General features: G+C 71.1%; 31 protein-coding genes. 10 read left to right on the top strand and 21 right to left on the bottom strand.

Annotation, left to right across the window (positions count from 1 at the left end):
* The first annotated feature begins 7 nt into the window (after positions 1 to 7).
* The gene (locus tag ACLJOU_RS13970; protein ID WP_410567294.1) at positions 8 to 643 is read left to right on the top strand and encodes a TetR/AcrR family transcriptional regulator; all 636 of its coding nucleotides are present in this window, start codon (positions 8 to 10) and stop codon (positions 641 to 643) included.
* 82 nt (positions 644 to 725) lie between these two features.
* Complete coding sequence (locus tag ACLJOU_RS13965; RefSeq protein ID WP_410567292.1) at positions 726 to 1,529, top strand: hypothetical protein; 804 nt, start codon at positions 726 to 728, stop codon at positions 1,527 to 1,529.
* 66 nt (positions 1,530 to 1,595) lie between these two features.
* Here ACLJOU_RS13965 and ACLJOU_RS13960 read toward each other — a convergent pair whose 3' ends face one another.
* Entirely contained in the window at positions 1,596 to 2,789 is a 1,194-nt protein-coding gene (locus ACLJOU_RS13960) for an AI-2E family transporter (protein WP_410567290.1), read from the bottom strand.
* A 56-nt stretch (positions 2,790 to 2,845) separates the two neighbouring features.
* Positions 2,846 to 3,664: a SigB/SigF/SigG family RNA polymerase sigma factor gene (locus ACLJOU_RS13955; protein WP_410567288.1), complete on the bottom strand. Its 819-nt coding sequence runs from the start codon at positions 3,662 to 3,664 to the stop codon at positions 2,846 to 2,848.
* 149 nt (positions 3,665 to 3,813) lie between these two features.
* On the opposite strand from ACLJOU_RS13955, the gene ACLJOU_RS13950 reads away from it, so the two are divergent.
* Both ACLJOU_RS13950 and ACLJOU_RS13945 read left to right on the top strand, forming a co-directional pair.
* Positions 3,814 to 4,275: an ATP-binding protein gene (locus ACLJOU_RS13950; RefSeq protein ID WP_410567286.1), complete on the top strand. Its 462-nt coding sequence runs from the start codon at positions 3,814 to 3,816 to the stop codon at positions 4,273 to 4,275.
* Positions 4,276 to 5,161: 886 nt separating this feature from the next.
* The gene (locus ACLJOU_RS13945) at positions 5,162 to 5,413 is read left to right on the top strand and encodes a hypothetical protein (RefSeq protein ID WP_410567284.1); all 252 of its coding nucleotides are present in this window, start codon (positions 5,162 to 5,164) and stop codon (positions 5,411 to 5,413) included.
* A gap of 194 nt (positions 5,414 to 5,607) precedes the next feature.
* Here ACLJOU_RS13945 and ACLJOU_RS13940 read toward each other — a convergent pair whose 3' ends face one another.
* From ACLJOU_RS13940 to ACLJOU_RS13915, 6 genes are all read right to left on the bottom strand, one after another.
* Entirely contained in the window at positions 5,608 to 6,027 is a 420-nt protein-coding gene (locus tag ACLJOU_RS13940) for a DUF6292 family protein (protein ID WP_410567282.1), read from the bottom strand.
* Between the two features lie 201 nt (positions 6,028 to 6,228).
* Positions 6,229 to 6,387 (bottom strand): DUF6307 family protein, encoded by a 159-nt coding sequence (locus ACLJOU_RS13935; RefSeq protein WP_410567280.1) that lies wholly within the window; start codon positions 6,385 to 6,387, stop codon positions 6,229 to 6,231.
* A 10-nt stretch (positions 6,388 to 6,397) separates the two neighbouring features.
* Complete coding sequence (locus tag ACLJOU_RS13930; protein WP_410567594.1) at positions 6,398 to 6,616, bottom strand: RGCVC family protein; 219 nt, start codon at positions 6,614 to 6,616, stop codon at positions 6,398 to 6,400.
* 279 nt (positions 6,617 to 6,895) lie between these two features.
* Positions 6,896 to 7,351 (bottom strand): DUF5994 family protein, encoded by a 456-nt coding sequence (locus ACLJOU_RS13925; RefSeq protein WP_410567278.1) that lies wholly within the window; start codon positions 7,349 to 7,351, stop codon positions 6,896 to 6,898.
* A 181-nt stretch (positions 7,352 to 7,532) separates the two neighbouring features.
* Positions 7,533 to 8,477, bottom strand: coding sequence for an endonuclease/exonuclease/phosphatase family protein (locus tag ACLJOU_RS13920; RefSeq protein WP_410567276.1), 945 nt, complete (start codon positions 8,475 to 8,477; stop codon positions 7,533 to 7,535).
* Between the two features lie 174 nt (positions 8,478 to 8,651).
* Positions 8,652 to 8,948, bottom strand: a complete 297-nt coding sequence (locus tag ACLJOU_RS13915) for a hypothetical protein (protein WP_410567274.1) — start codon at positions 8,946 to 8,948, stop codon at positions 8,652 to 8,654.
* Positions 8,949 to 9,085: 137 nt separating this feature from the next.
* Here ACLJOU_RS13915 and ACLJOU_RS13910 point away from each other — a divergent pair, with 137 nt between their 5' ends.
* Positions 9,086 to 9,253: a hypothetical protein gene (locus ACLJOU_RS13910; protein ID WP_410567272.1), complete on the top strand. Its 168-nt coding sequence runs from the start codon at positions 9,086 to 9,088 to the stop codon at positions 9,251 to 9,253.
* A gap of 650 nt (positions 9,254 to 9,903) precedes the next feature.
* On the opposite strand, the gene ACLJOU_RS13905 is transcribed toward ACLJOU_RS13910, so the two are convergent.
* From ACLJOU_RS13905 to ACLJOU_RS13885, 5 genes are all read right to left on the bottom strand, one after another.
* A complete protein-coding gene (locus ACLJOU_RS13905; RefSeq protein ID WP_410567270.1) occupies positions 9,904 to 10,443 on the bottom strand; it encodes an anthrone oxygenase family protein in 540 nt (179 codons plus the stop codon).
* Positions 10,436 to 11,278 carry an NAD(P)H-binding protein gene (locus ACLJOU_RS13900; protein ID WP_410567268.1) on the bottom strand — a complete coding sequence of 281 codons (843 nt, stop codon included), beginning with the start codon at positions 11,276 to 11,278 and terminating at the stop codon, positions 10,436 to 10,438. Before ACLJOU_RS13900 ends, ACLJOU_RS13905 begins: the two co-directional genes overlap by 8 nt.
* Positions 11,279 to 11,396: 118 nt before the next feature.
* On the bottom strand, positions 11,397 to 12,401 hold the full coding sequence (locus tag ACLJOU_RS13895; protein WP_410567266.1) for an AraC family transcriptional regulator: 1,005 nt from the start codon (positions 12,399 to 12,401) through the stop codon (positions 11,397 to 11,399).
* The gene (locus ACLJOU_RS13890) at positions 12,380 to 13,288 is read right to left on the bottom strand and encodes an alpha/beta hydrolase (RefSeq protein ID WP_410567264.1); all 909 of its coding nucleotides are present in this window, start codon (positions 13,286 to 13,288) and stop codon (positions 12,380 to 12,382) included. The genes ACLJOU_RS13895 and ACLJOU_RS13890 overlap by 22 nt, the downstream gene beginning before the upstream one ends.
* 143 nt (positions 13,289 to 13,431) lie before the next feature.
* Positions 13,432 to 13,857 carry a MerR family transcriptional regulator gene (locus tag ACLJOU_RS13885; RefSeq protein ID WP_410567262.1) on the bottom strand — a complete coding sequence of 142 codons (426 nt, stop codon included), beginning with the start codon at positions 13,855 to 13,857 and terminating at the stop codon, positions 13,432 to 13,434.
* 176 nt (positions 13,858 to 14,033) lie between these two features.
* Between ACLJOU_RS13885 and ACLJOU_RS13880 the strand changes: the two genes are divergently transcribed.
* Positions 14,034 to 14,384, top strand: a complete 351-nt coding sequence (locus ACLJOU_RS13880; protein ID WP_410567260.1) for a DoxX family protein — start codon at positions 14,034 to 14,036, stop codon at positions 14,382 to 14,384.
* A 27-nt stretch (positions 14,385 to 14,411) separates the two neighbouring features.
* Here the strand turns inward: ACLJOU_RS13880 and ACLJOU_RS13875 are convergent, their stop codons facing one another.
* Positions 14,412 to 15,029, bottom strand: a complete 618-nt coding sequence (locus ACLJOU_RS13875; protein WP_410567258.1) for a TetR/AcrR family transcriptional regulator — start codon at positions 15,027 to 15,029, stop codon at positions 14,412 to 14,414.
* A gap of 103 nt (positions 15,030 to 15,132) precedes the next feature.
* Here ACLJOU_RS13875 and ACLJOU_RS13870 point away from each other — a divergent pair, with 103 nt between their 5' ends.
* Positions 15,133 to 16,380 carry an FAD-dependent monooxygenase gene (locus ACLJOU_RS13870; RefSeq protein ID WP_410567256.1) on the top strand — a complete coding sequence of 416 codons (1,248 nt, stop codon included), beginning with the start codon at positions 15,133 to 15,135 and terminating at the stop codon, positions 16,378 to 16,380.
* A gap of 46 nt (positions 16,381 to 16,426) precedes the next feature.
* On the opposite strand, the gene ACLJOU_RS13865 is transcribed toward ACLJOU_RS13870, so the two are convergent.
* Positions 16,427 to 18,094 carry a discoidin domain-containing protein gene (locus tag ACLJOU_RS13865; protein ID WP_410567254.1) on the bottom strand — a complete coding sequence of 556 codons (1,668 nt, stop codon included), beginning with the start codon at positions 18,092 to 18,094 and terminating at the stop codon, positions 16,427 to 16,429.
* Positions 18,095 to 18,311: 217 nt separating this feature from the next.
* Between ACLJOU_RS13865 and ACLJOU_RS13860 the strand changes: the two genes are divergently transcribed.
* Both ACLJOU_RS13860 and ACLJOU_RS13855 read left to right on the top strand, forming a co-directional pair.
* Positions 18,312 to 19,139, top strand: coding sequence for a hypothetical protein (locus tag ACLJOU_RS13860; RefSeq protein ID WP_410567252.1), 828 nt, complete (start codon positions 18,312 to 18,314; stop codon positions 19,137 to 19,139).
* A 174-nt stretch (positions 19,140 to 19,313) separates the two neighbouring features.
* Positions 19,314 to 19,859: a hypothetical protein gene (locus tag ACLJOU_RS13855; RefSeq protein WP_410567250.1), complete on the top strand. Its 546-nt coding sequence runs from the start codon at positions 19,314 to 19,316 to the stop codon at positions 19,857 to 19,859.
* Between the two features lie 5 nt (positions 19,860 to 19,864).
* Here ACLJOU_RS13855 and ACLJOU_RS13850 read toward each other — a convergent pair whose 3' ends face one another.
* The 5 genes from ACLJOU_RS13850 to ACLJOU_RS13830 form a co-directional block, all read right to left on the bottom strand.
* Positions 19,865 to 20,089, bottom strand: a complete 225-nt coding sequence (locus ACLJOU_RS13850) for a DUF6480 family protein (RefSeq protein WP_410567248.1) — start codon at positions 20,087 to 20,089, stop codon at positions 19,865 to 19,867.
* Positions 20,086 to 21,036: an SDR family NAD(P)-dependent oxidoreductase gene (locus ACLJOU_RS13845; RefSeq protein ID WP_410567246.1), complete on the bottom strand. Its 951-nt coding sequence runs from the start codon at positions 21,034 to 21,036 to the stop codon at positions 20,086 to 20,088. Before ACLJOU_RS13845 ends, ACLJOU_RS13850 begins: the two co-directional genes overlap by 4 nt.
* Before the next feature lie 68 nt (positions 21,037 to 21,104).
* Positions 21,105 to 21,464 (bottom strand): hypothetical protein, encoded by a 360-nt coding sequence (locus tag ACLJOU_RS13840; protein ID WP_410567244.1) that lies wholly within the window; start codon positions 21,462 to 21,464, stop codon positions 21,105 to 21,107.
* Positions 21,465 to 21,596: 132 nt separating this feature from the next.
* Positions 21,597 to 22,178, bottom strand: coding sequence for a TetR/AcrR family transcriptional regulator (locus tag ACLJOU_RS13835; protein ID WP_410567242.1), 582 nt, complete (start codon positions 22,176 to 22,178; stop codon positions 21,597 to 21,599).
* A gap of 65 nt (positions 22,179 to 22,243) precedes the next feature.
* Positions 22,244 to 23,131, bottom strand: coding sequence for an SDR family NAD(P)-dependent oxidoreductase (locus ACLJOU_RS13830; RefSeq protein ID WP_410567241.1), 888 nt, complete (start codon positions 23,129 to 23,131; stop codon positions 22,244 to 22,246).
* A 1,020-nt stretch (positions 23,132 to 24,151) separates the two neighbouring features.
* Here ACLJOU_RS13830 and ACLJOU_RS13825 point away from each other — a divergent pair.
* On the top strand, positions 24,152 to 24,988 hold the full coding sequence (locus tag ACLJOU_RS13825) for an alpha/beta fold hydrolase (protein ID WP_410567239.1): 837 nt from the start codon (positions 24,152 to 24,154) through the stop codon (positions 24,986 to 24,988).
* Positions 24,989 to 24,991: 3 nt separating this feature from the next.
* Here ACLJOU_RS13825 and ACLJOU_RS13820 read toward each other — a convergent pair whose 3' ends face one another.
* A complete protein-coding gene (locus tag ACLJOU_RS13820; protein WP_053731577.1) occupies positions 24,992 to 25,348 on the bottom strand; it encodes a VOC family protein in 357 nt (118 codons plus the stop codon).
* Positions 25,349 to 25,731 lie beyond the last annotated feature (383 nt).

The following is a 25,731-nucleotide window of genomic DNA, read 5'->3' as shown; positions in this document are numbered from 1 at the left end:
TCAAGCCATGACGACACCGACGAGCAGGCGGGAGCGCAAGAAGGCGGCCACCCACCAGGCGCTGGCCGACGCGGCACTTCGGCTGTTCCTCGAGCGTGGCTACGACAACGTGGGAGTCCGCGAGATCGCCGACGCCGCCGACGTCTCGACCACGACGCTGCAGAAACACTTCCCCAGCAAGGAATCCCTCGTTTTCGACCGGGACGCCGCCATCGAGGAGACCCTGGTCGCGGCCGTACGCGAGCGCGCGCCCGGCACGTCGGTGCTGGCCGCGTTGCGGGACCACACGCTGGCCCGCGTCGAGCGCGGCGTCGCGGACAGCGGGGGAGCGGAGTTCATGACCCTCGTGCGCGGTACCCCGGCGTTGACCGAGTACTGGCACCGGATGTGGATGCGGCACGAGGACGCGCTCACCCGCGCCCTCGCCGCCGAAACCGGTGCACCCGACGCCGATCCCGCCTGCGCCGCGCTGGCCCACTTCGCCCTGGAAACCTCGGCCCTCGCCATGCGCTCGCAAGACCCGGCGCGCACGGTCGAAGCCGCGTTCGCCATCCTCGAACACGGCTGGCGCGTCTCGTCCCGCCGAGACGACGACCGGCAGGCGCACCCTCCTCCCGCTCGGCAGGCCGGTTCAAGGAGTTGAAGAACGCCCGAAACGGGTATCCCGACCGAGCGGCCCGGCGGACGGCGGGCTCCGTCCGACTCGAACGAGGAAGGGATCCGCCGTGGGACTCCTGAACCGGCTCTTCGGCCGTCGCTCGCCGGAGCAGTACGGCCGGGCACCATACCGGCCTGACCCGGGCGGCTACCCGCCCGAGCAGTACAACGGTCAACCGGGCGGGCGTCCCGTGCGGTCCGAGGACGAACGCGCCATCGAGCGGTACCGCTACCTGCTGCGCACCGCGCCGCCGGACCAGGTCGAGGCCGCGCACGCCGAGGCGTTCGCCAAGCTCACCCCGCAGCAGCGGCAGCAGGTCCTGCAGCAGCTGGCCGACGCCGTCCCGGAGTCCGAGCGGCCGCGGACGGACGACCCGCAGGGCCTGGCCCGGGTCGCCACCCGGGCGGAGTTCCGCCAGCCCGGGTTCCTGGAACGGACCTTCGGCGGTTACGGCCGCGGTGGTTACGGCGGCGGTTACGGCGGTTACGGCGGCGGTTACGGACCGGGCTACGGCGGGGGCGGGTTCGGCATGGGGATGGGCGGCCTGATCGGGGGCAGCCTGCTGGGCACGGTGGCCGGCGTGGTCGTCGGCTCGGCGGTGGCCGACGCGTTGTTCGACACGGGTCTGGGCGACGGAGGCCTGTTCGGCGGTGGCGACGAGGAGGCGTACGCGGCGGGTTACGACGACGGCTACGACCGGGGGGAGGCGGCCGACGGCGGCTATGACCAAGGGAATGCGGCCTACGGTGGCTTCGACGACAGCGGCGACTACAGCGGCGACTACAACGGCGACTACAACGGCGACTACAGCGGCGACATCAACGGCGGTGACGATTTCGGTGGCGGCGACGACTTCGGCACCGATGTCTGAGTCCTTCTCGGATGGTGTCGAAGGGGCGTGGACTTCGGCCGGTTCCGTGGAACCCGGGTCGCGGGGTCAGCCCTGGTCGAGCCGCGGGTAGGCCACTTCCCGGAGGATCAGCAGCACTGCTGCGGCGATCGGGATCGCGACGAGCGCGCCGATCACCCCGAGCAGGACGCCGCCGAGCAGGACGGCGACCACGGTGACCAGTGCGGGCACCTTGACGACCTTCCCGATGATCCGCGGGACCAGCAGGTAGTCCTCGAGCACCCGGTAGACGAGGAAGAACCCGACGGTGGCCAGGGCGACCGGCCACGACACCGTCAGCGCCACCAGTGACACGGTGATCCCGGCGATGGCCGTGCCGAGGACGGGGATCAGGTCCAGCAAGGCGACCAGGATCGCCAGCAGCAACGCGTACGGCACCCCGAAGATCAGCAGCCAGCCGTACGTCACGGACCCGGCGATCAGGGAGATCAGCGCGTTTCCCAGCACGTAGGCGCCGACCTTGGCGAAGATCTCGTCGCCGATGAGGATCACCCGCGGCCGGCGCGAGTGGGGCACCAGCCGGTAGAAGCCACGGCGGATGCGCGGCAGGTCGCCCAGGAAGTAGATGGTCAGCACGATCACGATCAGCAGGTCGCCCAGCGTCCCGAGGACGGCCTTGCCGGCCGACAACGCGGTGTCGAGCACCCCCGACCCGCCGCTGAGCAGCTGTTGCAGGTGCTGTTGCAGGCCGAAGCGGTCGTTGAGCTGCCCCAGCGGGGAACTGTGGTCCTGCAACGTCTGCAGGTACCGCGGGGCTTGGTGCGCGAACGCCGTCGCCTGCTCGACGATCACCGGGATCGCTAGGGCGAGGAACCCGCCGCCGACGACCAGCAGCCCGAGCAGCACGGCGAGTACCGCCGCCCACCGGGGAAAGCGGTGGCCCACCAGCCACGACACCGCGGGTTCCAGGCCGATCGCGAGGAACAGGGCCAGCCCGATCAGGACGAGGGTGTCCTGCGCGGTCACGATCGCCTGGGCGAGGACGTAGGTGACCGCGACCCCGGCGGCGCCGAGCATGCCGACGAAGAACGGCGACTTGCGGTCGAGGCGGCGGCCGGGTTCGCCCAGCGGCTGGGCCCGGGTGCTCAGCTGCGCGGCTTCCGCCTCCGCCTCGGCCACCGTGCCTTCGTCCTCGGTGTGAGGCTGGGCGACCAGGTTGTGGTGCCCCTCCTCGGCGGCGTCCTCGTGGTGCTCGGAGCCCGCGTCGGACGATGCTGCCATGTGGGTGCCTTTCCGTCTCGTGCCCGGTGAGCGAGTTGTGGCCGCGTCGGCCGCTCTCACTCGTCTGCGACGAGGTGCGCCCGCAGCTTCTCGAGGGCCTTCGTCAACAGCCGCGACACCTGCATCTGGGAGACGCCGATCCGGGCGGCGATCTCGCTTTGGCTCAGTTCGTCGAGGAAGCGCATCCGGACGATGTCGCGGTCCCGCGCGGACAGCACCGACAGGGCCCGGCCGAGCGCCTCGCGGTCGTCGAACCGGCTGTAGGGCGCTTCGTCGTCCGCGAGCTGATCGGCGAAGCTCTGGGTATCGCCGCCTCGCGGCGCGTCGAGGGAGGCCGGCCGATAGGCGTCGGCAGCGAGCAGACCCTCGCGCACCGTGTCGAGGTCGAGGTCGAGGTGCCTGGCGATCTCCCGCGGAGTGGGGGCGCGACCCAGCTCGTGCGACAGCGTGTCCGCTGCCTTGGCGAGCGCTTGGTGGAGGTCCTTGAGCCCGCGCGGCACGCGCATGGACCAGCCGCTGTCGCGGAAGTGCCGCCGGACCTCGCCCATGATCGTGGGGACGGCGAAGGCGAGGAAGTCGCTGCCGTGGCCGGGGTCGAACCGGTCGACCGCGCGGATGAGCCCGGTCCGGGCGACCTGGACCAGATCGTCGAGGGATTCGCCGCGGCCGCGGAAGCGGGCGGCGACGTTGCCGGCCACCGGCAGGTAGGCGGCGATCAGGCGGTTGCGCAGGTGCGCTCGGCGGGGGTCGTCGGGAGCCAGGCGGGCGCGTTCGGCGAACAGCTCGGCGCAGTGACCGTAATCGCCGGACCGGCGCGGCGCCGTCACAACGACACTGTCGACGGGGGGCGCTGGGGGTGCGGTCAGGGCGGGCATGCGCGCCAGATACCCATCGGCCTCGCGGTTCACACTAAAGAGTGAATGATGTTCTCGCGTCGAACTGGCGGGCTGCGGTGCCGCGGTCCGCGGACGAGTGAATTTCCGGAGCTGGGGTACCCGGTACGAACTAGAGAAAGGGTTCGTGCATGACCACCGACTCCGGCGACCCTTCGCCTGACGCGCCCGTAGACGACCTCGACGGATCCTGCGACGGCGAGGTCGAAGACCTCCACCGCCGTGGCCTGGAGGCGACCCCGCACCAGCTGGCCCGCCTGCGACGCCAGGTCGCCGACTGGGCTCGGCGTGCCGGGCTGGCGATGGGGCGGGTGCCGGACCTCGTCCTGGCCGTGTACGAGGCGATGGCCAACGTCGTCGTCCACGCCTACGAAGGCCACGCCGGGCGGCTCGACTTGAGCGCCCGGCATCATGGTCACCGCCTCACCGTGACGGTGGCGGATCGCGGGCACTGGGAGCCCACGCCGGTCCGCGGGCTGCTGCACGGACGGGGGCTGCCGCTGATTCGCACCCTGGCCGACGAGGTGTCCCTCACCGCCAGTCCGGACGGCACCATCGTCGAGATGACCTGGGATTGCCGCGCGGCGAACTGACCGCGAACGAGTGTCCGTGGTGGAGCGCGGGAGCAGCACGGAAACCACGGCCTCGAGCCGTTGGATCAGTCCTTCGCTGTCGTGCACGTTCTTGCCCGTGCTGACCAAATCTGCCCGCGGTGTTCCCTTCGAAGGCCGGTCCGGTCCGCCGCCGAAGTTCCCCCTCCGCAGCACAAGGGACCCCGGGTGCCATGCACGGCACCCGGGGTCCCGGGGTTTGGGTTTCACCATTGTCAACCGGCGCGACCGCCGGCTTCCTGTACTCGCGTCGCCCGGCCGAGAGGCGGACGACGCGAGGATCGCTTACTCGTAACCGAGAACCACCTGCCAATCCGATGGGACTGCGGTACCCGCGCGGCGCTGCTGCCCAGCCGCTGCGGGCGATCCAATGATGTGCCCTTTCCCTTCTTTCCTGTGTTTCCTTCTTGCTGCGTACTGCGTCCGCGGTCATCACCGGCTGGAACCCTTGCACCGATCGGCCCCAGCACGCGTAACGCCGCGAGCCACTGCCCGGAACCCCTTACCTTGATCGGCCCCGGCCACCTGGCTGGCACTGCCTACTGCGATCTATCCAACTGCGGGTACTGCCGATACTGCCAACTGATTGAGTACTGCTCCGGTCACCAGCCGAGACCTGTTCACCGATTGGCCCCGTGCTGCCTGACCGCCTTGTCTCACTTCGCGGGTAGTTACGTCCTCTCCCGCGCCTGCTTGACGTTGTCTCTCTCGATCCGAGGAGGACTCTACACACACCCGGCGTCGAATGTCTAACCCAGTGGCCATAGATTTTACGTCGCGACCCGATCGGGGTACCCCGCTTCCGCGGGACCGCAGGTGAGCGCCTCGGTCGAGGCCCGCAGTGCACGGGACAGGGGAGGACAGTGCGATGAGTGACCAGGTCGCCGGGCAGGAACCGGTCGAGCTCGCCGAGGTGCGCAACCGCGAGGACTACGCCGACGCCCTCACCCGGCTGATCGACCGAGGTCGCCGGGAACGCTGCATCGCGTTGTTGTCGGGCACCGAGGCCTACGCCGTGGCCGAACTGCTCGGGCAGTACGCCCAGCTCGACCCCACGGACAAGCTGCACCAGCTCGCCGCGACCATGGCCAGCCGGATCTACAGCCGCCTCGGTGCCTGAGCGCAGGCTCCTGGACGCGCTTGCCGCGGGTCGGCCGCCGACGGGCCCGGAGCAGGAGCGCTTGCTCCGTGAGGACGGTCATCCGACCGTCGTGACGTGATTCCGGTCGCGGGTCTCCGGTGGCGCCGCCGCTCAGGTCGAGGCACCGCCCACGCCGGGGTCCGCTGCCGGTGGCGTCCCTCGGTGTTTCGGGGTCACCGAGGGCGGAGGTAGGGCCGCAACCGCTCGGCCAGCGACTTGCGGGTCGCCACGGTCGTCGAGGCCGGGTTCTCCTGGCCGGTGTGGCGCCCGGCGGCGGCATCGGCGACGAACCGCGCGACCGCTCGCGGGCTCGGTACGAGGTCGTCGCCGCCCTGGCGTGCGATGACGACCGGGTCTTCGGCAGGTTCGGTTTCCACCGCGAGCGACCACCCCCGTCGTTCGCTCCACACCAGCATGACGTCGTGGTCGGGCCGGTCGAGCCACCGCCGAGGCAGCCCGAGGTAGGCGGTCGCCGTGTCGCTGATCTCGACCGTGGTGCTTTCGTCCGGGACACCGACCGCGGCCGCGACCGCGCGCACGTACTCGCCGAGGCTGAGTTCGAGGGTTCGGGTGTCGGGTTCGGAGTGCTCCATGTCCGCCACGCTAGAGGGCCGCTGGTCGGCGTGCCGGACGGCCGGCGCGATCGGCGCGGCACGTTCCAAGCGCGATCGGCGGTCTACCGTCGGACCTGGTTGTCCCGGAACCCCGGCCACCAGGTAACGCCGGCGGGGACGACACGTGCTGGGAAACCGTGGTGAACTCTCGGCCTGCCGCCCGAGTGCGGTGGACGCTCATCACCGCATTCGTTCGGGAACCGTGTCCATGGTGTGCAGGAGTTGCACGGCGAGTGCCTGGCAGGCGGGTCCGGACAGTTCCGTGTTCTCCTTCAGGACGTCTCGCACGAGTTCGACTCGCAGGTCGTAGCGGGAGACGAAAGCGGCATCCGTCGTCATGATCTTTCCCTCAGTTGTCGTTCGTCGTGTCGCCGATGCAGACGCATCCGCGGTTGAAGCCGCCCGCCGTGGTGGCCGTGCAGTAACGGCGTGCGATCGAATCGTGTGAGCTCTGGGCATGGGCACAGGCCGCACACGCCACTCCGCCCGTGTCGCCGGTTTCCGGGCCGGGGCGGCCCGATCGCACGTCGGCCTTCGTCAGGTCGGCTCGCAGCGGTGCCGGTGTCATCGGGTGCGGTGTCATCGGGTTCGGTGTCCGGACCGGTCGTGTGCCCGTGTGTTCGCCGCGCGCGGCCGTCGTTGCGGACCGGGTTCGGCGGTGCCGCCCGAAGGCTGTGCGGCTGTGCCCGCCGGCTGGAGGAACAAGCTCCCGTATCGGTCTCCCCGGGGCGCGGCGAGTGCGCCGGGACGGGGTTCCTCGGTGTCGGGGTGGCTGAACAGCAAACTGTCCGATGTGGAGGTACTGATCAGGATTTCCTTTCGTGGACGCCACTGGACGTGGCGCGGTTCAGGCGGGCAGCGCTGCGGTGCGCGCGGATCCGTCGTCGGCGCTGTCCCGGTCCGCGGCGGCCGTGAGGGCGCGCTGCGCGGCGTCGGGACCGGTTTCCGGCGGCACGACCAGCAGGGTCAGCCGGAGCCGGTCCCAGCCGATCACCGTCAGGGTTCCGGGGTGCTGCGACCGGAATCCCTCGAGCCGGACGACGCCGTCGTCGAGCGAGAGCCGGCGAGGGGACGCCGGCCACTCGCCGAGGTGGTAGGTGACCCGGTCGATGCGTCCCAGCCGGGCGGCCACCGCGACGAGCAGCGAAGGCAGTTCGGCGGACAGGTCCCGGGTGCGGGGCCACCACGCACCGTCGACGCGTCCGATGGTGGGGCCCGTCGGCTTCAGCCGCAGCCGTGGCTCGGAGGCCGTTGGCGCGAAGGGGGTGGAGGTGGTGGAGGTGGTGTTCGAGCCCGACAGCATGCCGGTGCTCCCGTCCCCGGCTGTGCGATCGGCCGGATTGGGGCCGAGGACGGCGCAGGTTCGATCACTCGCGCACGAGATGCTCTCGGACAACACCCAGCGTACACGACGACTGCGCTGAGTGTGTCAGGACTGGTGTTCCGGCGAAGGGGCCGACGCTGCGTCCGTCCGCATTCCGTTGCTAGATCGGGAAGGAGGCGACTACGGGCGCGTGGTCCGAACCGGACTTGCTGACGTGCGTGGACGGCCTGTCGGTAACCGACGGGAGGCCTTGGCCGTGGACGACGTGGACCGTGGGAAGCGGATCGACCAGTGCGTGGCTGACGAGGATGTGGTCGATGAGTTCGCGGCGGCCGTTGTTGATGCGGGAGTAGCGCTCGTCTTCGGGGATGAGCTGCGCGAGGTTCCAGAGGCGCCAGCGGTCGCCGGCGTCGGGCCGTCCGAAGCCCGGGGTGCCGATCTCGGAGCCGGGCGGGCCGGTCAAGATCTGCGTGGTGGCGGCGGTGGCCTCGTCGTTGAGGTCGCCGAGCACGATGATCCGTTCGGTCGCGCTCGGTTTGAGGCAGGTGGTAGCGAGGTCGCGGACGGCGGTGGCTTCGGCGGTCCGGCGGTAGAGGGCGTAGGCGCCGTACCGGGCCCGCTCGTCCTCCCCGTGGGGAACGAACCGCCCACCGGGGTAGGACAGCAGTTTGGATTTCAGGTGGCAGGTGATCAGGGTGAGCGCGCCGCCGGACTCGAGTTCCACGCCGGCCACCAGTGCGCCACGGCCGAGTTGGTCGCTGCGCGCGGCCGGCGGGTCGGCGACCTGGACCGGTGCCAGCTTCGGTGGCAGGGTCGCGCTGTCCTCGACCACCGCCAGCGGTAGCCGTGACAGGAAGCCGACCCGGATCCCGCGTGAGTCGGGGTGCTGGGAAGTCGTGCACGTCCAGTGCCCAGGCAGCTTCGCGGCCAGCTCTTCGAGAGCGACCGGGTCACCGATCTCCTGCACCGCCAGCACGTCGGGATCCGCAGTCGTGATGGTGGCGCTCAGCGCTTCGAGCTTGGCGTTGTAGGCGGCCTGATCGGGCGGTCCGTCAGCACCGGGCCGGAACAGGTTCTCCAGGTTCCACGTGCCGATGACGACCATGGCGCCTCCCCGGGCCTCCTGTCGGTCACCGGATCATCCGGCACGCCGCGTACCAGGGAACTCGTCGAACTGCGCCACGCGGTTACACGCTTCACCTGAATGTCGTAGGGCAAGGCGGCGAACCCGGAAACGAACGGAGACCGCGGACCGCCTTCGAGCCCGGCCTGCGCCTGGTCAGGGCTGGTGGCCGGCCAGGAGCTTCGACACCCAGCGGTGTGCGGTCACGCAGGCCTCGGCTTCGCTGCCGCGAACGTGCTCGACGACCTCGTCGTCGGACCAGAGCATGACGGCGACGGTGCCCGGCCGGATCGGGGTGAGCCCGACGAGCCGACGACACCCGTCCAGCTCGACGACCCGCTCCGCGGTGAGCCAGCGACCGCTCGTCCCGGTGCGGGTGACCGTCCACGCGGGATCCGAGGCGAGTTCGGCCACCGACCGTGGTGCGCGGCTGTCCGGCTGTTCGTCGACCATGTCCTCAGCCTCGCACGCCGGAGCCCTCGGGTGAGCTGCAGGTGAATCTCAGCTGAACAACGTCCGGGCTGACCGGCCGGACCGTGTCGCTGACCGCGCCGACGAATGAAACGCCGGTCGCTGGGTATGCCCGCGGCATGACGACTTCGCCGTTCGAGCCGAATCCGGAAGCGGGACACCAGAAGATCGCGGCCGCCGACCCCGGCCGAGGAGCGCCCGACACCGCCGACGGCTTCGGGGCCGGGGAGACCGGACCCGACGTGATCCTCCCGCACGAAGACGCCGAGGACGCGCCCGAGGCGTGAACGCGGGCGGCCTGCGGCTTCGGCCGGGACCTACGCTGCGGCGCCTACGGACCGCCGCCGATGACCGGCGGCTTGTGCGGCACTTGCGGACCGGTCAGCCGGGGATCCTGCCGAACAGGTGCGCCGCGGGGGGCGTTCGGGTCCTCACCGTAGAAGAACTCCTTCAGCGCCCGTCGCCGCCGAAGACCCGCCGTCCGCCGGGTGCAGTTCCAGGGTGCAGCACTCGGGGCCGCCGCCGGACGCCGGAACTCGGACAGGTCGACGGGGGCCGGTTCATAGCCCCGATCGAGCAGGCGGTCGGCGAAGTTGATGCTGTCGGCGGGAAAAGTCGCGCTCTCCAGCAATCCCGCCGGTGCCCGAGGCGCTCGTAGACGTCCACCAGGGTGCGCCACTGCGACACCCCGCGTTCTCCTGTCGACACGTGGTTCGGCCGCATCCACGGATGTGCCCCTGCAGGTCGAAGCCGTCCCGCCGGAGGCTGAGCGCCTCCTCACGGCGCTCCCCGGCGAAGTCCTCGGAGCTCGCCACACCGAGGCCGAACGCGTGGCTTGCGAGGTCGAACCGTCAGTGTGGCTGTGCGGCCCGATTCCGCTACTTCCCGGTCGGCGCCTTGCTCCGATTGTGTCGGCACCGCCACGCGAGCGTGTGCTTCACGGACGTGCTGGTCCGACCTCCGTTTCCCCGCGTGCCGGGACGGCGATGAGGAGCCCGAACGCGAGCACGGCCGCCACGGTGCGCAGGACGTGGGCGCCCTGCCAGCGGTCGCGCACGTGCGCCCAGTCGGCGGGTGGTGCCGGCACCTTCCACGTGAGCTGGTCGGCGTTGATCGGAAGGTTGACCACCAGGGTCGTGCCCAGCACCAGTACCCAGAGGGTCAACGCGACTGCCGGCACCCAGCGGCGGCCCGCCCGACCGCGGAAGGCCACGACGACGAGCAGGGCGGTGAGGACCAGCGCCGGCATCAGGGTGGCGGTCGCGAACGTGTCGAGCTCGACGAGTTCGACCTGACGGACCTGGGTGTAGACGGTGCCGTCGAAGGAGCGCAGCGAAGATTCGAGCACCAGCACGGTGGCCATGAACCCCGCGAAGAGGCCGCCGAACAGCAGGGCGGCGGCGCGCAGGCGGCCCTGAGCCGCGCGCCCGGTGCGGACCGCCGCCCGTCCTTCGGTTCGCGTGGACGTCTCAGCCACGGAACGCACCGGCGTTGTCGTCGACCCAGTCGGCGAAGGTCAGCGCCGGCCGGCCGAGCACCTGCTCGACGACCTGCGACGTCGGGCCAGGGCGCCGCGCGTAGTCGGCGAGGGACCCGAGCAGCCGGTCGGGGACCTCCTCGGGCAGCCCGGCGGCGAGCATCCCCTGGCGAACCTGCTCCGGCGGCAGCTCGACGAAGCGCACGTCCGCGCCGATCGCCGCGCCGATCAGCCGCACCTTGTCGTACTGGGTCAGCGACTCCGGGCCGGTGAGCAGGTAGGAACGCCCGGCGTGGGCGGAGTCGACCAGTGCGCGGACCGCGACCGCGGCGATGTCCCGCTCGTGGATCGGCGAGGTCGCCGCCCGACCGTGGGCGCCGCGCACGATCCCGGCCGACCGGATCTGCGGAGCCCACGCGAGGCTGTTCGCGGCGAAGTCCGCACACCGCAGGACCGTCCACTCCAGACCGGACGCCCGGACGACCGCTTCGGCGGCCGCGAACTCCTGGGCGAACCGCGGCTCTCCCGCCGGGTGTTCGACCGTGGTCGCCGACAACACCACCACGCGTTTCACCCCGCGCCCGGCCGCGCGGGCCAGGAGCTCCCGCGCGCCACCCCCGGCGGCGCGCGGACTCAACAGGATCGCCTCGACGCCGGAAAGGGCGTCGGTGAGCGATGCGGGGTGCGCCGGGTCGCCCGCGACGACGTGCGCACCCTTGGGAACCGAGGCCCGCGCGGGGTCGCGCGTCACCGCCGCCACCGCTTCCCCCTGTGCCAGCAGCAGTCTGGTCGCCGCGCGCCCGACCGTTCCCGTCGCACCAGTGATCAAGATCAAGACGTTCTCCTCTCGGGTGGACGTCATGCCGTCCACCGCACCGGGACGCCGACGCGCTCGGGCGCGGCGCCCGCCGAATGGTTCGGGTGTCCGAAGTGGCCGTGCCTGCTTCACGGCCTCACGCAGGGCTCACCGCCGCGCTGAGCGGACCGGCGAGGCCCCGGCGTTCGTCCGTGCGGGCGAAGCGGCCGGGGCGGATCCCGACGTGCCGGTGGAAGGCGGAGCTGAAGGCGCTCGGCGATCCGTAGCCGACGGCGCCGGCGACCTGTGCCGCGGTCGCGCCGCGGGCGAGAGCGTCCTTGGCCAACGCCATCCGCCAGGCCACCAGGTAGTCGATCGGCGGGGTGCCGACCAGGTCCAGGAAGCGCTGGGAGAACGTCGACCGGGACAGGTGCGCCCTGGCGGCCAGCTCGGTGACCGTCCACGGGCGGCGGACGTCGGCGTGCAACGCGGTCAGCGCCGCGGCGATCTGCGGATCGGCGAGCCCGCGCAGGAGCCCCGGCGCGATCGGCCCCGCCGCCGGCGGCCTGCTGCGCAGCGCCTCGACGAGCAGCACCTCGGCCAGCCGTTCCTGGACGAGGCCACTGCCCGGCCGGTCGGCGAGCGCTTCGTCCTTCAGCAGGTGGATCAGCCGGGTGGGCCGCTCGGCCGCGCGGTCCGCCGCGCGCAGGTGGATGACGTCGGGCATGAGGTCGAGCAGGAGGTTCGCGTTGGCCGTGGCGAGTTCCACGTGGCCGCAGAGCAGCTGCGCCGGTTCCCCGCCGCCCGTACCCAGCGTGAGCACCGTGCCGGACGCGTGGGACGGGACTTCGTCGCCTCCGGCCGCCTCGACGTCCGCGGTACCCACGAAGGCGTCCTCCGGTGGCGCGGCGAGCAGGAGGAAGTCCCCCGGTGCGAGTTCGCGCGGCGGTCCGACGCCGGTCAGTACGCATGTTCCGGCGGCGACGACGCCGAACTTGACGTGGCCGTTGCCGCGGAAGCGAAGCGTCCACCGGCCCCGGCCCTCGACCCGCTTCCACATCACGGTGCGCAGGTGCATCAGGGCGATGAGCTCCTCGTACGGGTCAATCGCCCGGTCCTGAGCCGGCGCCGGCGAACGGGTCAGAGGTGCTTGGTGAACCATCGCGTCGTCACGTCCATCGCCTGGTCGAAGGCGTCGCCGGCCGGGTAGAGGTCGTAGTGCCCGCCGTCCACGACGACGAGCTCCTTGGGTTCGAGGGCCGCGTCGTGGAACCCGATGGCGAGATCGGCCGGCATCGCGGTGTCGTGCCGGGCCACCACCAGCAGCAGCGGGGTGGGGCTGACCAGCGGGGCGAGCGGGCGGACGTCGTACTCCTGCACGGAGGCGATCGACCGGACCGTGACCGTGTTCTCCCACGGCACCGGCACGCCGGCGAGGCCGCTCTCGAAGTACGCGGCGCTCTCGTCGTCGGAGAACAGCGCGAACCCGGGCGAATCGTCGTCGGTGCGCCGCGCGATCGTCACGCGGGACGGGGCGGCACCGTCCACAAGCGACTCCCGCTCACGGTCGAGGAGCGCGCCGAAGGTGGCGAGAGCCTGCTCGCCGCCCATCCGCAGCACGTTCTCCCGGCCGGCGATCCACGGCACCTGCGACACCACCGCCTTGACCCGCCGGTCCCAGGCCGCGGCGGTCAGCACGTGCGCGCCGCTGAAGCTGATGCCCCACAGACCGATGCGGTCCGGGTCCAGCCCCTCCTGGTGCTGGACGACGGTGACGGCCATCCGCAGGTCGCGGTGCTGGGCGACCGGGTCCACCTCCTGCCGGGGTACACCGTCGCTCAGCCCGAAGGTGCCGTGGTCGTAGGCGAGCACGCCGAGCCCGGCCGCGAGCAGTGCGTCGACGACGGGCTGCAGGCGGGCCACCACGTCACCGAAGCCGGGGGAGACGACCACGGCGGGCACCGGGCCGTCGGCGTCGTCGGGTACGTGGGCCGTACCGCGCAGGGTGCGCGTGCCGTCCGCGGACGGGAACTCGACATCGGTTCGCACAGGGTCACTTCCTCGATCCGGTCATGTGGGTGATGTGAGCCAGTCTGCGGACCGGGGGAGCGGACCGTCGATCATCGGAAGTCCGGGAATGGTGCGCGATCGTCCGGCGGGCCGCGGTGCGCCGGTCCGGTCGGCTGGCCCGTTCACGCCCCGGCACCGATCGAGCACAGCGCCGCGTCCACCTCGCGCCGGATGCGTGCCCCGGTCACGACGCAGTTGACCGGATCGTCGTCCGGGCAGTTCGTCATCTGCTGCAGGGTGTTCCGCGCGCGGGTGAGCCGGGCGATCCGATCGTCGAGGTCCGCGAGGCTGCGCTCGAGCAGCTCGTTGCGGTGGCCGCGATCGGCGCTGGACACGATGGCCATCGTGTGATCGACGCTGAGCATCGCGTCCGATCGCCACAACAGGACATAGGCGAGGCGCGCCAACGCGGTGCGGTCGTAGCACCGCACCCGCGCACGGCGGGCCGATGCGGGTACGAGGGCGATGTCGTCGTAGTAGCGCAATGTGGACACCGGAACGCCGAAGGCTTCGGCGGCTTCGCGGATCGAGTACAGCTCGGCAGGCATCGTTTCCCCTTCTCTTGCGCTCAAGTGCACTTGAGCTGCCACGGTGGCCGAGGACGGCTCGTCTCGACGAAGGAAGAACCGCCGATCAACTCCGGGACCGGCGTCGGACGCCCGCGGGTGACTCCCGGCGCCGCACCCTCGCCCACCCGGCGAGGCTCTGACCACAAAGGACTTCCGTGTTCACGACATACCTTCTGCTCACCCTCGTGGCGGCCGCGGCCTGCCTCTACGCCGCCGCGGTCGACATCCTCCGCGCCGGGTGGGTCCTCGACAACATGGCGAAGTACGGCGTCCCGCCGTCGTGGCTGCTGCCCCTCGGCCTGCTCAAGGCGGTGGGCGCCGTCGGGCTCTTGGCCGGCCTCGCCGTGCCGGTGCTCGGGATCGCCGCCGCCGTCGGCCTGATCTTGTTCTTCCTCGGTGCGGTCGTCACCGTCACGCGGGCGCACTGGTACTCCCACCTTCTGTACCCCGTGTCGTTCCTCGTGCTGGCCGGCGGCTCTCTGGCGTTGCGCGTGGCCTCGGCCTGAGCACGCCGTCCAAGGGGCACGCGCACCTCAGGCCGAGCCGGGGACGAAGCCCGCCGCGGGCAGGACCACCCGGTCCACGATGTCCTCGACCTGGGCGGCCGGCGGGGGCTTGCCGAACATGAGCAGGTGCTGGAACAGCAGGGCCGGCCCGGTCCGCGCCAGTATCGGCACGGCTGCCTCGGCCCGGATCTGCCCGCGGGCCGCCCCGCGGAGCAGGACGTCGAGCACGACCTGCAGCCGAGGCCCGAGCACCTGCTCGCGGACGAGGTCGACCAGCGTGTCGTCGTTGCGGCTGTGCAACTCGGCGGCGACCGCCTGCATCGCCAGGCGCCCGACCCCCTCGATGAGGCCGTGCATGCGGGTGAAGCAGATCAGCAGGTCCTGGCGCACGTCGCCGGTGTCGGGTCGCTCCTCCAGCGGCGGGAGGGCGTCGGCCACCGCGTCGGCGACCAGTTCACGCTTGCTCGGCCACCGCCGGTACAGCGTCGCCCGTCCGGTCCTGGCGCGCTGGGCAACCCGGTCGAGCGTGAGGTTCGCGTAACCGGCGCACATCAGCTCGTCGAGCACCGCGCCGTAGATCGCTTGCTCGAGTTCGTGGCCGCGGCGACGCGTCGCGCGCCCCGGCGGCGGATCCACATCGGCCATCCCATGATTCGACCACAAGAGGCACAACCTCTACAACTGGAACCCGTCTGGAAGTGCTAGCCTGCCAAAATAAGATACAAACTGTCTCTTGGAGGTCAGGGTGGTGGAACCGCTCTCCGTGGTCGAGCGGACGGAGGTGGTGATCGTGGGGGCCGGCCCGACGGGCCTGACCGCCGCGGTGCGCCTCGCCGCGCTCGGCGTGCCGCACGTGGTGCTGGACAGCGCGCTGGAGCCGACGCGGACGTCCAACGCCGCGCTGGTCCACGCCGCCACGATCGAACTCCTCGCGGCGCTCGGCCTGGGCGAGGAACTGGTCCGCGCCGGTCGCCGGGTGCACCGCATCGGCATGGTCGACCGGGGACGGCCGCTCGTGCGGGTGGGGCTGACCGGGCTGCCGAGCCGTTACCCCTTCGCACTGGGCGTGCCGCAGAGCACGACCGAGCAGCTGCTCCTGCACCGGCTGGCCGAGCTCGGTGGCTCGGTTCGCCGTGGGCACCGAGTCACCTCCGTGCGCACCGAAGGCACCCGGCACGTGGTGGCCGGCACCGTGGAGCCGGACGGTGGGGCCGCCGGGTTCGCGGTCTCCGCGCGCTACGTCATCGGCGCGGACGGGGCGCACAGCACCATCCGCTCGGCCACCGGAGTCGGGTTCCCCGGTGAGACCTACCCTTCGCAGTTCGTGCTCGCCGACGTCGCGCTGTCCACCGCCGCGGGCCCCGACGACGAAGCGACGATCAACCTGTCACCCGAGGGCGTCACCGTGCTCGGCCGGCTCCCCGGCCCGAACCACCGGATCATCGCCACGGTCGGCCCCACCGCGACCGTCCCGGAGGCACCGGACCGGCAGTTCGTCGACGCATTGCTGGCCCAGCGGGGAATCGCCGCGCGGTCGACCGCCGAACCGGTGTGGTCCTCCCGGTTCCGCGTCCACCACCGGGTCGCCGACCGGTTCCGCGTGGACGGCGTGTTCCTCGCCGGCGACGCCGCTCACGTGCACAGCCCGGCGGCGGGGCAGGGGATGAACACCGGCATCGCCGACGCCTACGACGTCGCGACCCGCCTGGGCGCGGTGCTCACCGGCCACGCCGACGAGCCGGTCCTCGACGGCTACGAACGACAGCGCCGAGCCGCCGCGCTGGAAGTCCTCGCGTTCACCGATCGCCTGACGAAGCTGGCGATGCTCGAGAACCCGCTGGCCCGGCTCGGCCGGCGGGTCGCCGCAGGCACGGTCCTGAGGTTCCCCTGGCCCCTGCAACGGCGGATCACCATGTGGGTCAGCGGCCTGGGCCGCAGTCCGCTGCGGCAGGACCTGCCCGCGACCGGCGAACCGTCCTTGCGGGTGGGGCCGTGACCGATACAGCCGGGTTCCCCCGGCTGTCCCGGCGCTGGCGTCGCGGTCAGCCGTAGACCTCGAGCCGGGCGATCTGGGCGGCCGGCCAGCCGGTGTTGCCGGTGCAGGTGAGGCGGAGGAACCGGCGTGCGGTCGGGGGAATGCTGATGGTGACGCTGTTGCCCCGGACGGGGTCGAACCCGTACCCCGTCGCCGGGACGATGGTGTCGAACGCGGTGCCGTCGTTCGAGCCGGAGACGGTCAGCGTCTGTGTCCGGGTGCCCCACGCGCTCGACGGCGGGACGGCCAGCACGATTCGCGTCACCATGGCCGGGCCGCCGAGGTCGACCTGGAGCCATTGGGGGAAGGCGTTGTTCGCGCTTTCCCAGTACGTGTCGGCGTTTCCGTCGACGGCGTTGCCGGCGCTGTAGTTCTGGGTGTGGCTGCTGTCGGTGGCGGTGCGCCCGCGGGCCAGGTCGGTGGAGCCGCCGGTGGTGGGGATCGGTGGAGTCGGGCGGACCGCGGTGAGCGGGAGCTGTCCCTTGAGCATGCGGCCGCCGTCGGCGGTCAGCCGCAGGTAGTAGTCCGACGAGCACGCCGTTCCGTCTTCGTCGAGGGCGAACAAGCCGGAACCGGCGGGGGTCATCGCGGCGTTTTCCGCGGTCTTCGCGATCTGGTTGCCTTCGCCGTACTCGTCGAACATCGAGATGTAGATGCCCTGCACGCCGGCGCGCACCATGTTGTAGAACTGGCGCCACATGAAGTCGCCGTGGGCCCGCTGGCGCGCGGAGACATCGCCGGGCAGCACGCACGGCTGGTAGTCGATGCCGTGGGCGGTGCAGTCGGCCTGGTCGGGCACGGTGAGGTTCTGGTATGTCCAGTCGGAGCCGGCCACGTCGCCCACGGCGCCGACCATCCACGGCGAGATCATGTCGAAAGAGCGGTAGACGCCACCGAAGCCCGGTCGCGAGCCGCCGTCGCTGGTGCGCCATTCCCGGGGCACGCCGCCGATGACGTAGCAGCCTTGGGCCTTGAACCAGTTGACGACGTCGAGGCAGGTGTTCGCGTCCCACGGGTGGTTGGCGTCGTTGTAGCCGAAGCCCCAGATGCAGACCACCGGTTTGCCGTTCTGGCGGGCGTAGGCGGGCGACGCCGTGTGCGCGGACATCTTCGCCGACCAGTCGGCCTTCATCTCCGTCTGCATGTTCGCCCAGCCGGTGGCGTCGTACATGATGTAGAACTTCCGCCCGTACGCCTCGGCGGCGCTGCGGACCTTGGCGGCCATCGCGTCCCGGGTGGGGCCCTCGCTGCTGTTGGGGTTGAACCGCTGCAGGGCGGCCGTGTCACAGCCGTACTGCTGCATCCACCGGAAGTGCGTGTCCACCGTCTGCTGGTCGTAGGACGAGAAGAGCGTGGCCGGCTGGCCGTTTCCGAGGTTGCCGTAGGCGGTGGGGTAGGTGCGTGTGTATTCGCGCATGTCCGGCCAGGCCTTGATGACGTTGTTGGCCGGCGACGGCGTGCGGCTCCAGTCCTGGCTCCAATGCCACCAGCCGTTGATCGGCGCGCCGTCTCCGGCGCAGGCGAACCAGCCCTGGTACCCGACGGTGATCTTGCCGACGACGTCCCCCGGCGGGCTCGCCGCGGCGGAGACGTCGGGCGCGCCCGCGAGGGAAAGCGCACCCCACGCCGACGCGGCGGCGGCTGATCCGAGGAAGGTCCTGCGCGAGACCGCCATGTCAGTTCCTCTCGCCACGCTGCCGGAAGACGTTCGTCGGTGACGAGACTGTAGGCTGCTCAACAACAGTTGGCAATGGACGAACTGATTTCAGAAATTTTCGTACATCAGGCCGCAAATCCGTTGCAGCTGTTTGCGCGGGCCCGCGTGCCTCGGGTTAACTGAACCGTGACAGACGGGCGCAGGCGGCGTAAGAGAGGGCACGGATGCTGGCCGCATGACCGAAGCCGAGGCGCAGCCGAAGACCGTCCAGCGAGCGAGGACCTCGATGAGCCGTGAGCTGATCGAGCTCGCGGCCCTGTTCATCGCCACCGGGGTCGCCGATCTGTTCGTCAGCACGTTGTCGCACAACCGCGTGGGCCCCGTCATGCTGTTCGGGCTGGGCGGGCTCCTGATCGCCACCGCCGCGTGGCGCCGGTGGTGGACGCACCGCCCGCGACCGAACCCGGCACGCGGCAGCACGGGTGAACATCCATCGCGGACCGGGGTGGCGTGGCGGGTGCGCGCCACGGTGCGCGACGTGCCGGGGAGCTTGGCGGGGGTGACGGCCGCGCTGGCGGCGCACCGCTACGACATCGTCTCGTTGCAGGTGCTCGCGGTACCGGACGGCGTGGTGGACGAGTTCCTGGTCCGCGCGCCGGCCGGCGCGACCGCGGCGGACATCGCCACGGTCACCGAACTCGGCGGCGGCCGCGAGGTGCGGGTCGTACCCGCGGACGTGCACGAGTTCGTCGACCTGCCGACCCGCGTGCTGACGATGGCGGCCGCCCGGGAAACGGATCCGGACCAGCTGCTGCTGGCGGTACTGGGCGATTGCGAAATCGCACGGAAACCGGTGGACCGCCGGGGGAAGAGGGCCGGAGAAGGCATCGACGGAACGGTGATGCGGCTGGCCGACGCCGACGGTGGCCTGGTGGTGACCCGGTCGCTGCTGCCGTTCGCCCCGGCGGAGTTGGCCAGGGCCAAGGCCGTCCTCGACCTCCAGCGCCGTCTCGCCGGGGCACCGGCCACCACGCCGGACCAGATCCCGGCTTCCGATGCGTAAGAGGTCAGCCACCCCGCCTTCGCCGGACGGGGCGGCCGCGGCGTTGCGGGTGACGGTTCGGCTTGCCTCGGCCGGGTACTCGCGCCCGGATCGTTCAGATGACCGTCTCCTGGCCTTCGCGTGCGCAGAGGCGGGTAATCGACCTCTGCGCACGCTGAAGGGCAGGTAGTACCGATGAAGAGCGAGCTGGCCTGGCGTGGTGCGCGTGACCTCGGGTTGGCCGTGTGGCTCGGCGGAGCGCTGATGGGCGCGGTCGGGCTGAACGGGACCGCGGCGCGTGCCGCGGATCGGGTCGCCGCGGCGCGGATCACCAGTACCGGCTGGTCCCGGTGGACACCCGTCGGGGCGGGGGCGATCGGCCTGCACCTCGTCGGCGTGGCCGGCACGGTCAAGACTCAGCGCGGCCGCCGCCGGGGCAAGCGGCTGCCCGATCCGGCGACCGCGATCAAGGCGGCGACCACCGTGGCCGCCATGGCGGCGTCCACCTACAGCTACTTGGTCGGCAAGCGGATCCAGCATGCGGCCCTGGGCGGCGACGGTGTGTCCACCGAGGCCGACCTGAGCGCAGAACGCCACGAACGCTTGGTGCGCGCCGAGCGCGGGCTCGGCTGGGTGCAGTGGGCCGTGCCCGCACTCACGGCTGCTCTGATCGTCGGCTACGCCGGGACTGAGCCGGATCGCGAATCGCGGAGGACCAGGTTGTCGCTGCGCCGGGCTTGAGCCGGTCAGTCCAGGAGGGCGAAGGCGCGCACCACGAAGAACGCGGCCACCCCGGCCACGATGATCCCGATGACGACGAGCGCGAGAACGGGTCCCTTCTTCGACGGAATCGGCTGGGGGTGGGACAGACCGGAGGTCTGCCCGGCGTCGGGCGGGGTGTCGCCCGGGGTGACCGAACCGCCGCGCTCCAGGCCGGGCACCTCGTCGGGCTCGGGGCCGGGCGCGGTCACGAGCGCACCGCCGGGGCTTCCGCCGGGTGCGGGGCCGGCCAGCGGCCGTGGATGCGTTCCCGGGCGGGCTCCGGGTGGTGCACGGTTCCGGGGGTGGGCCGCAGCCGTTCGCGGGTGAGGACGGCCAGCTGCAGCAGGGGGCCGACCAGCCGGTCGTAGAGCCGGGGCAGCAGCCGGAAACCGGTGATGATGAGCGGGTTGCCGGGACCGATCGGCACGGACACGTGCCGGCGGGGCCGGTCGGCCAGCCGCGTGATCGCCGCGGCGACCCGTTCGGGGGCCAGGACCGGCCAGGGAGGCCGGGTCGCGTGGCCGGTGTAGTTGGCCGCCTGGTCGTAGATGGGGGTGTTGATGCTGCCGGGGCTGACGATGCACACCGAGATCCCGGGTTCGTCGCGCGTTTCCTGCTGCAGGGTGCGCAGCACGGCTCGCTGGCCCCATTTCGACGTGGCGTAGGCGCCCATCTGCGGGACGGTGACCGACCCCAGCAGCGAGTTGACGCCGATGAACGTGCCCGCGTGCTGGCGGCGCATGACCGGCAGCACCGCCCGGGCCACGTGGAGGGTGCCGTGCACTGCGGTGTCGACGACGGCGGTGAACACCTCGGCCGGCATCGCTTCCACGCTGCCGTACCCCATCACCGCCGCGGTGTGCACGACGACGTCGATCCGGCCGTGGCGCTCCACCGTCCGGGCGACGAGCCGGTCGGCGGCCACGGGGTCGGTGACGTCTTCGGCCAGGGTGTCCACGGTGTCGGCGCCGGCACGTCGGCAGGCCGCCTCGGCGGCGTCGAGCGCTTCGGGGCTGCGGGAGACGAGGACGAGCTTGCCGGCCCGGCCCGCGAACGCGACCGCGGTGGCCAAGCCGATCCCGCTGGTGGCGCCGACGATCAGCACGACCCGGCCGGTCGCCGCGCGGGCCTCTTTCGGATTGACGAGACTGTGCATGACGCTCCAATGGGGGCCGCCCGGCGGGCAGCAGGTTCGGCCGGACACGGTCGCGGCCGCTGCGACGGTCAGGGGAGAAGGGCGGAGGCCGCACACAACGCGGCCCAGCCCGCGGCGAACACCGCGACTTTCTTCCGGGCCGAGCGATCGGGCAGCCCGGTGCCGAAGACCAGCGCGTCCGCGGTGTCGGAGGCGACTCGCGCCGCGAGGGCCAGCTGCAGGGCCCGCCCGGCCGGGGCGAACATCATGGCGAGGCCGATGGCGGCGTCCCGGGCGCCGATCCCGCCGATCAGCGTCCGCACGTCGCCGGCGACCTCACCGGTCGCCGAGGTCAGGCCGCACGGTTTCGCCAGAACCTTCGGCGCGGCGATGATGGTCACGCTGTAAGCGGCGGTCGCCGCTCCGAGTACGCGGGTCAATGCGGGCATCGGGCACTTCCTTCGCGTCGAGCTGGGACAACCAGGGGTTACCCGCCCGAACCGTTGCGAAACCGATGCAGGTGCGGTTGCGTGAGCGGCTCCTCGTCCGGTAGCCCATCCGCTCCTGGATGGTCCGCCGGCTCACGGCTTCGGTGCTGTGGCGTTCAGTCCTTCGAGCAGGGTGGTCAGGTACCGGTGGGCGGTGGCGACCAGGTCGCCGGGGTCACGGCTGTGGACTTGCGCTGCGTAGGCGATGCCGCACATGAGGGAAGTCAGGTCGGCAGCGGACACTTCGCGGCGGACCAACCCGGCTTCATGGGCCCGGTCCAGCAGCGTCAGGCCCAACGACTGCAGCTCTTCCTTGAGTTCTGTGGTGCGCGGCAGGGCGTCGGTGGGTGCGACGGTGACCGGGGACAGGGACGCGTCGGTGACCTGTGCTTCCACGGTGCGGTACAGGAAGGTTTCCAGCGCGCGCCAGGGATCGGGATCGGTCAGCGCCTGCTTGCCGTGCGCGGTGAGGGCCTCCAGGCAGGGCGTGGCGACGGCTTCCAGCAACGTTTCGGCGGTCGGGAAATGCCGGTACACGGTGCCGACGCCGAGTCCGGCGCGGCGGGCGACGTCGTTCAGCTGCAGCGGTGTGCCCTCGTCGACCAAGGTGCGGGCGATCGCGACGATCCGGTCCCGGTTGCGGGCGGCGTCCTTGCGCAGCGGCATGGTCGTCATGGGGACAGCCTAATCGGATCGCGCATCCGGATCCGGCGAGTTGCGCTGAACGCCCGCCGGTCGGGTCATGCCACCGTGAGCGGTGCGTGACGTTCGCTGAGCCGGCGGACGGCGGCTGCGATTCGGGGGTCGGCCGCCGGGCGGAATGCTGCTACCGGGCGTGCTTGCGGGCCGATGACGACGCCGGTCCGGCCGGCGAGCGCGTGGTCGGTGGCGGCGACGATCGACGGCTGGGCTGCCACCGACGCAGGGCCCGAGGTCGAGCGCCGGAACTTGCGGCGCACGAGCGGCCAGAGCAGACGCAGGCCGGGGGAGACGATCTTGGGGTCGAGCATGTGGTCGGTCATGTCGGTGGCGGCACCCCCGGGGTCCGCGGCCAACACGGTGACACCCGTTCCGTCCAGCCGCGCGGCCAGGTCGAGGGTGTAGGCGAGGTTGGCGAGCTTGGCGCGGCCGTACCAGTGGAAGCCGTAGTAGCCCCCGGGCGGCTCGACGGCGTCGAACACCCGCTTCGCGACCCCGACGGCGCCTGAGGTGACGTTCACGATCCTGCTCGGCGCACCGGCCTGCAACGTGGGCAGCAGCAGCTCGGTGAGCAGGTAGGGCGAGAGGTGGTTGACGACGAACGACGCCTCGACACCGTCGTAGGAGTGCCGCTCGGCGAACATCGCTCCGACGTTGTTGACCAGCACCGCCAGCGCGTCCCCCGAGCCGGCGTGGTCGGCGGCGATCCGGTCGGCGAGAGAGCGGACTTCGTCGAGCGAGGCCAGGTCCGCGCGGAGGAACCGGGCGGGGTGCGCCGGCCGCGCCGCGTTGATCAGCTCGACCGCGCGTGCGCCCCGGTCGGTGTTGCGGCCGACCACCGTGACCGCGAGCCCCGCGGCGGCGAGGCCCAGCGCGGTCTCCAGGCCGATGCCCGCCGTCCCGCCCGTCAGCACAGCTGTGCGTCTCATGTGTCGTCCCTTCCGGCTATGCGGATGACCTATCCGCTTAGGACGACCATAGCAGGTTACCGGATGAGTTATCCACTTATCGCGGACTTGTGCATCGCGCGCCGGCCGGTGTGCGACGTTCATTGAGGTCACGGCCGTCGATGAGGAGGCGCGTTGGTGAAGCGCACCTGGAGCGGGAGCAGGCTGGGGCGTGACCGGTCGTTCGATGGCCGGCCGTCGGGAGCCAGGTCGAGCGGTCCTTCACTGGTGGCCGCTCGAGCAGAGTGCGTTCGCCCGCGCGCACGCGAGTGCGTAGCTCATGCCCGCGCCGTAGCTGAAGCCGGCCGAGAAGACGCTTGCCGTGCCGACGCAGAGCGCGCTTCGATCTGCTTGATCATGTCGTCCACGAAGGTCGCATCCTGACCGTCGGAGTTCGCCCCACCGATGTTGAATCCCGAAGGCGCAACGAAGATCGTGCTGTTTGCACCCAGCCAGTGCAGCGCGAAGACCGGCCGGTACGCGCTCGCCGCGCCGTCGAGGCCACCGCCAGGTACAACCAGATCTTGTGGGCTGTGGCCGAGTGGAGGAACCGGGTGCTTGCGGTCGTTGTGAACCGGGCGGCGGACATTGTGCGGTACCCAGTCGTCGCCGGTGCGGCCTCAGCCGATGAGGTTGACGGTCTCCGCGGAGCCCGGCACGCCCGACGCGACGGCCAGTGGCGGCGGGGTTGCGCCCTTGGCGATGGTGTCGGTCCCGGCCGGGGCGACGTCGCGGTCGGTATGGACGTGGAGCTGAGTAACCTTCGCAACCGTCCCGGTGGCGATCGTCAGGTCCGGGCGGCCGACGATGACGGTGGTCGCTTTCGCTGGGATACCGCCTTCTGGGTTTCGGGAAGCAGTTCGCCCGCGATGAGCACGAGTGTGGGTTCGACGAGCGCGCCGCTGCGGGTACGGCAGCTGTCTGGCTGCCGGTGAGGAGGACCGCGGCCAGGGTGGAAACGCGATGACCTGACTTGGCTCAAGATCGCTGATCTTGGGTGGGGTGCTGGCTGTTGAGCTGCGGTTTCGTCGTGTGAACGGCGAAAATCTGCGCACTAAGCGGCCGGTTCGAGGGGTCTGCCCATCGCTTCCCGGTTACGGCTTCAGCGACAAGCCGGCCGCGCCGGGGTGGGGGATCGAGCGGATATCCGACGCGTGGTGCGAGCTGATGGCCCGGCTCGGCTACCGGCGGTTCGGCGCCCAGGGCAGCGACTGGAGCACCAGCATCGCCACGAGCATCGGTCAACGGCAACCCGATCGGGTCGCCGGCATCCATCTCATGCCGCCGCTCGCACCGCCCGATCCGGCCACCTTGGACGACCTCACCGGTGCCGAGCGGGCGGCGCTCGCGACACTGCGGGAGGCGGACGAATGGGGCTCCGGATACTCGACGCAGCAGTCGACCCGGCCGCAGACGGTCGGCTACGGGCTGGTCGACTCGCCGGCCGCCCTCTGCGCCTGGATCGTCGAGAAGTTCTGGTCGTGGACCGACTCCGGTGGCGACCTGCATCGGGTTATTACCCGGGATGAGCTGCTCGACAACCTGATGCTCTACTGGCTTCCCGGCAACGGTGCCTCATCCGCACTGCTGTACTGGGAAAGCCTCCAGCAGGTCAACGAATGGATCTCCGGGTCGGCCGGGCGCGACGGTGACCGTACCCACCGGCTGTTCGGTCTTCCCCAAGGAGCTGCAGCGCCCGTCTCGGCGGTGGGCGGAGCGCCGGCCGACCCGAACATCCGGTACTGGAACGAGCCCGGCAAGGGCGGCCACTTCGCGGCGTTCGAGCAGCCGGCGTTGTTCGTCGACGAGGTCCGGTCATTCTTCCGGCTGGTCCGCTGATGGTCACCCGTACTCGGTAAGCGGCTGGCTAAAGATCAACAAGTGCCCATCGGGTGTCCGAACGTTGAAGTCGCGCATCCCGTAGGGCCGGTCAGCCAGTGGCTCGACGATGTCGGCGCCGCGGGCGCGCAGCTCGTCGTGGCAGGAATCGACGTCGTCGACGACAACCGTCACCCTGGCCGGGCCGACGCTGCTTTCGGCGTACAGGTGGAACTCGGCGGTGTCGCGGATCACGGCCGCGTAGCTAGGTGGGGTCTCCCAGGTGAATATGGTGTCGAATCCGAGCACGTCCGTGAAGTACGACCGCGCTGCCTGCACATCTCGGCACGGCAGCACGGGAACCGCCACCCGCATGACCATTCCGTCACCTTACCTGACTTTGGCTCAAGATCCCTGATCTTGGGTAAAGTGCTGGCTGTTGAGCTGCGGTTTCGTCGTGTGAACGGCGAAAATCTGCGCACTAAGCGGCCGGTTCTAGGCTGTCTCTCGTGGCGTAGGTGCGCGCGGTGAAGACGGCGTCGGGGGCCAGGGCGGTGCAGATCGTGCACTCCTCGCGTCGCGGGTCGCGGGACATCGAGCACATCGGCTCGGTGCGGACCACTCCACTTGCGCCGGCTGGCGGTCTCAGGGTGACGGTTCGGGTTGATAATCGTGGTCGTGGCCGGAGGTGGCTGTTCCACTGGAGTAGCGCGGAAGGACTTCCGGAGATCGCGGCCGAGTGAGGTGTCGAGGTGGGTGCTGGC

It is taken from the genome of Amycolatopsis sp. cmx-4-61 (assembly GCF_046548775.1).
In the GTDB taxonomy this organism is placed as follows: domain Bacteria; phylum Actinomycetota; class Actinomycetes; order Mycobacteriales; family Pseudonocardiaceae; genus Amycolatopsis.
This window is presented reverse-complemented; position numbering and strand designations above follow the sequence as displayed.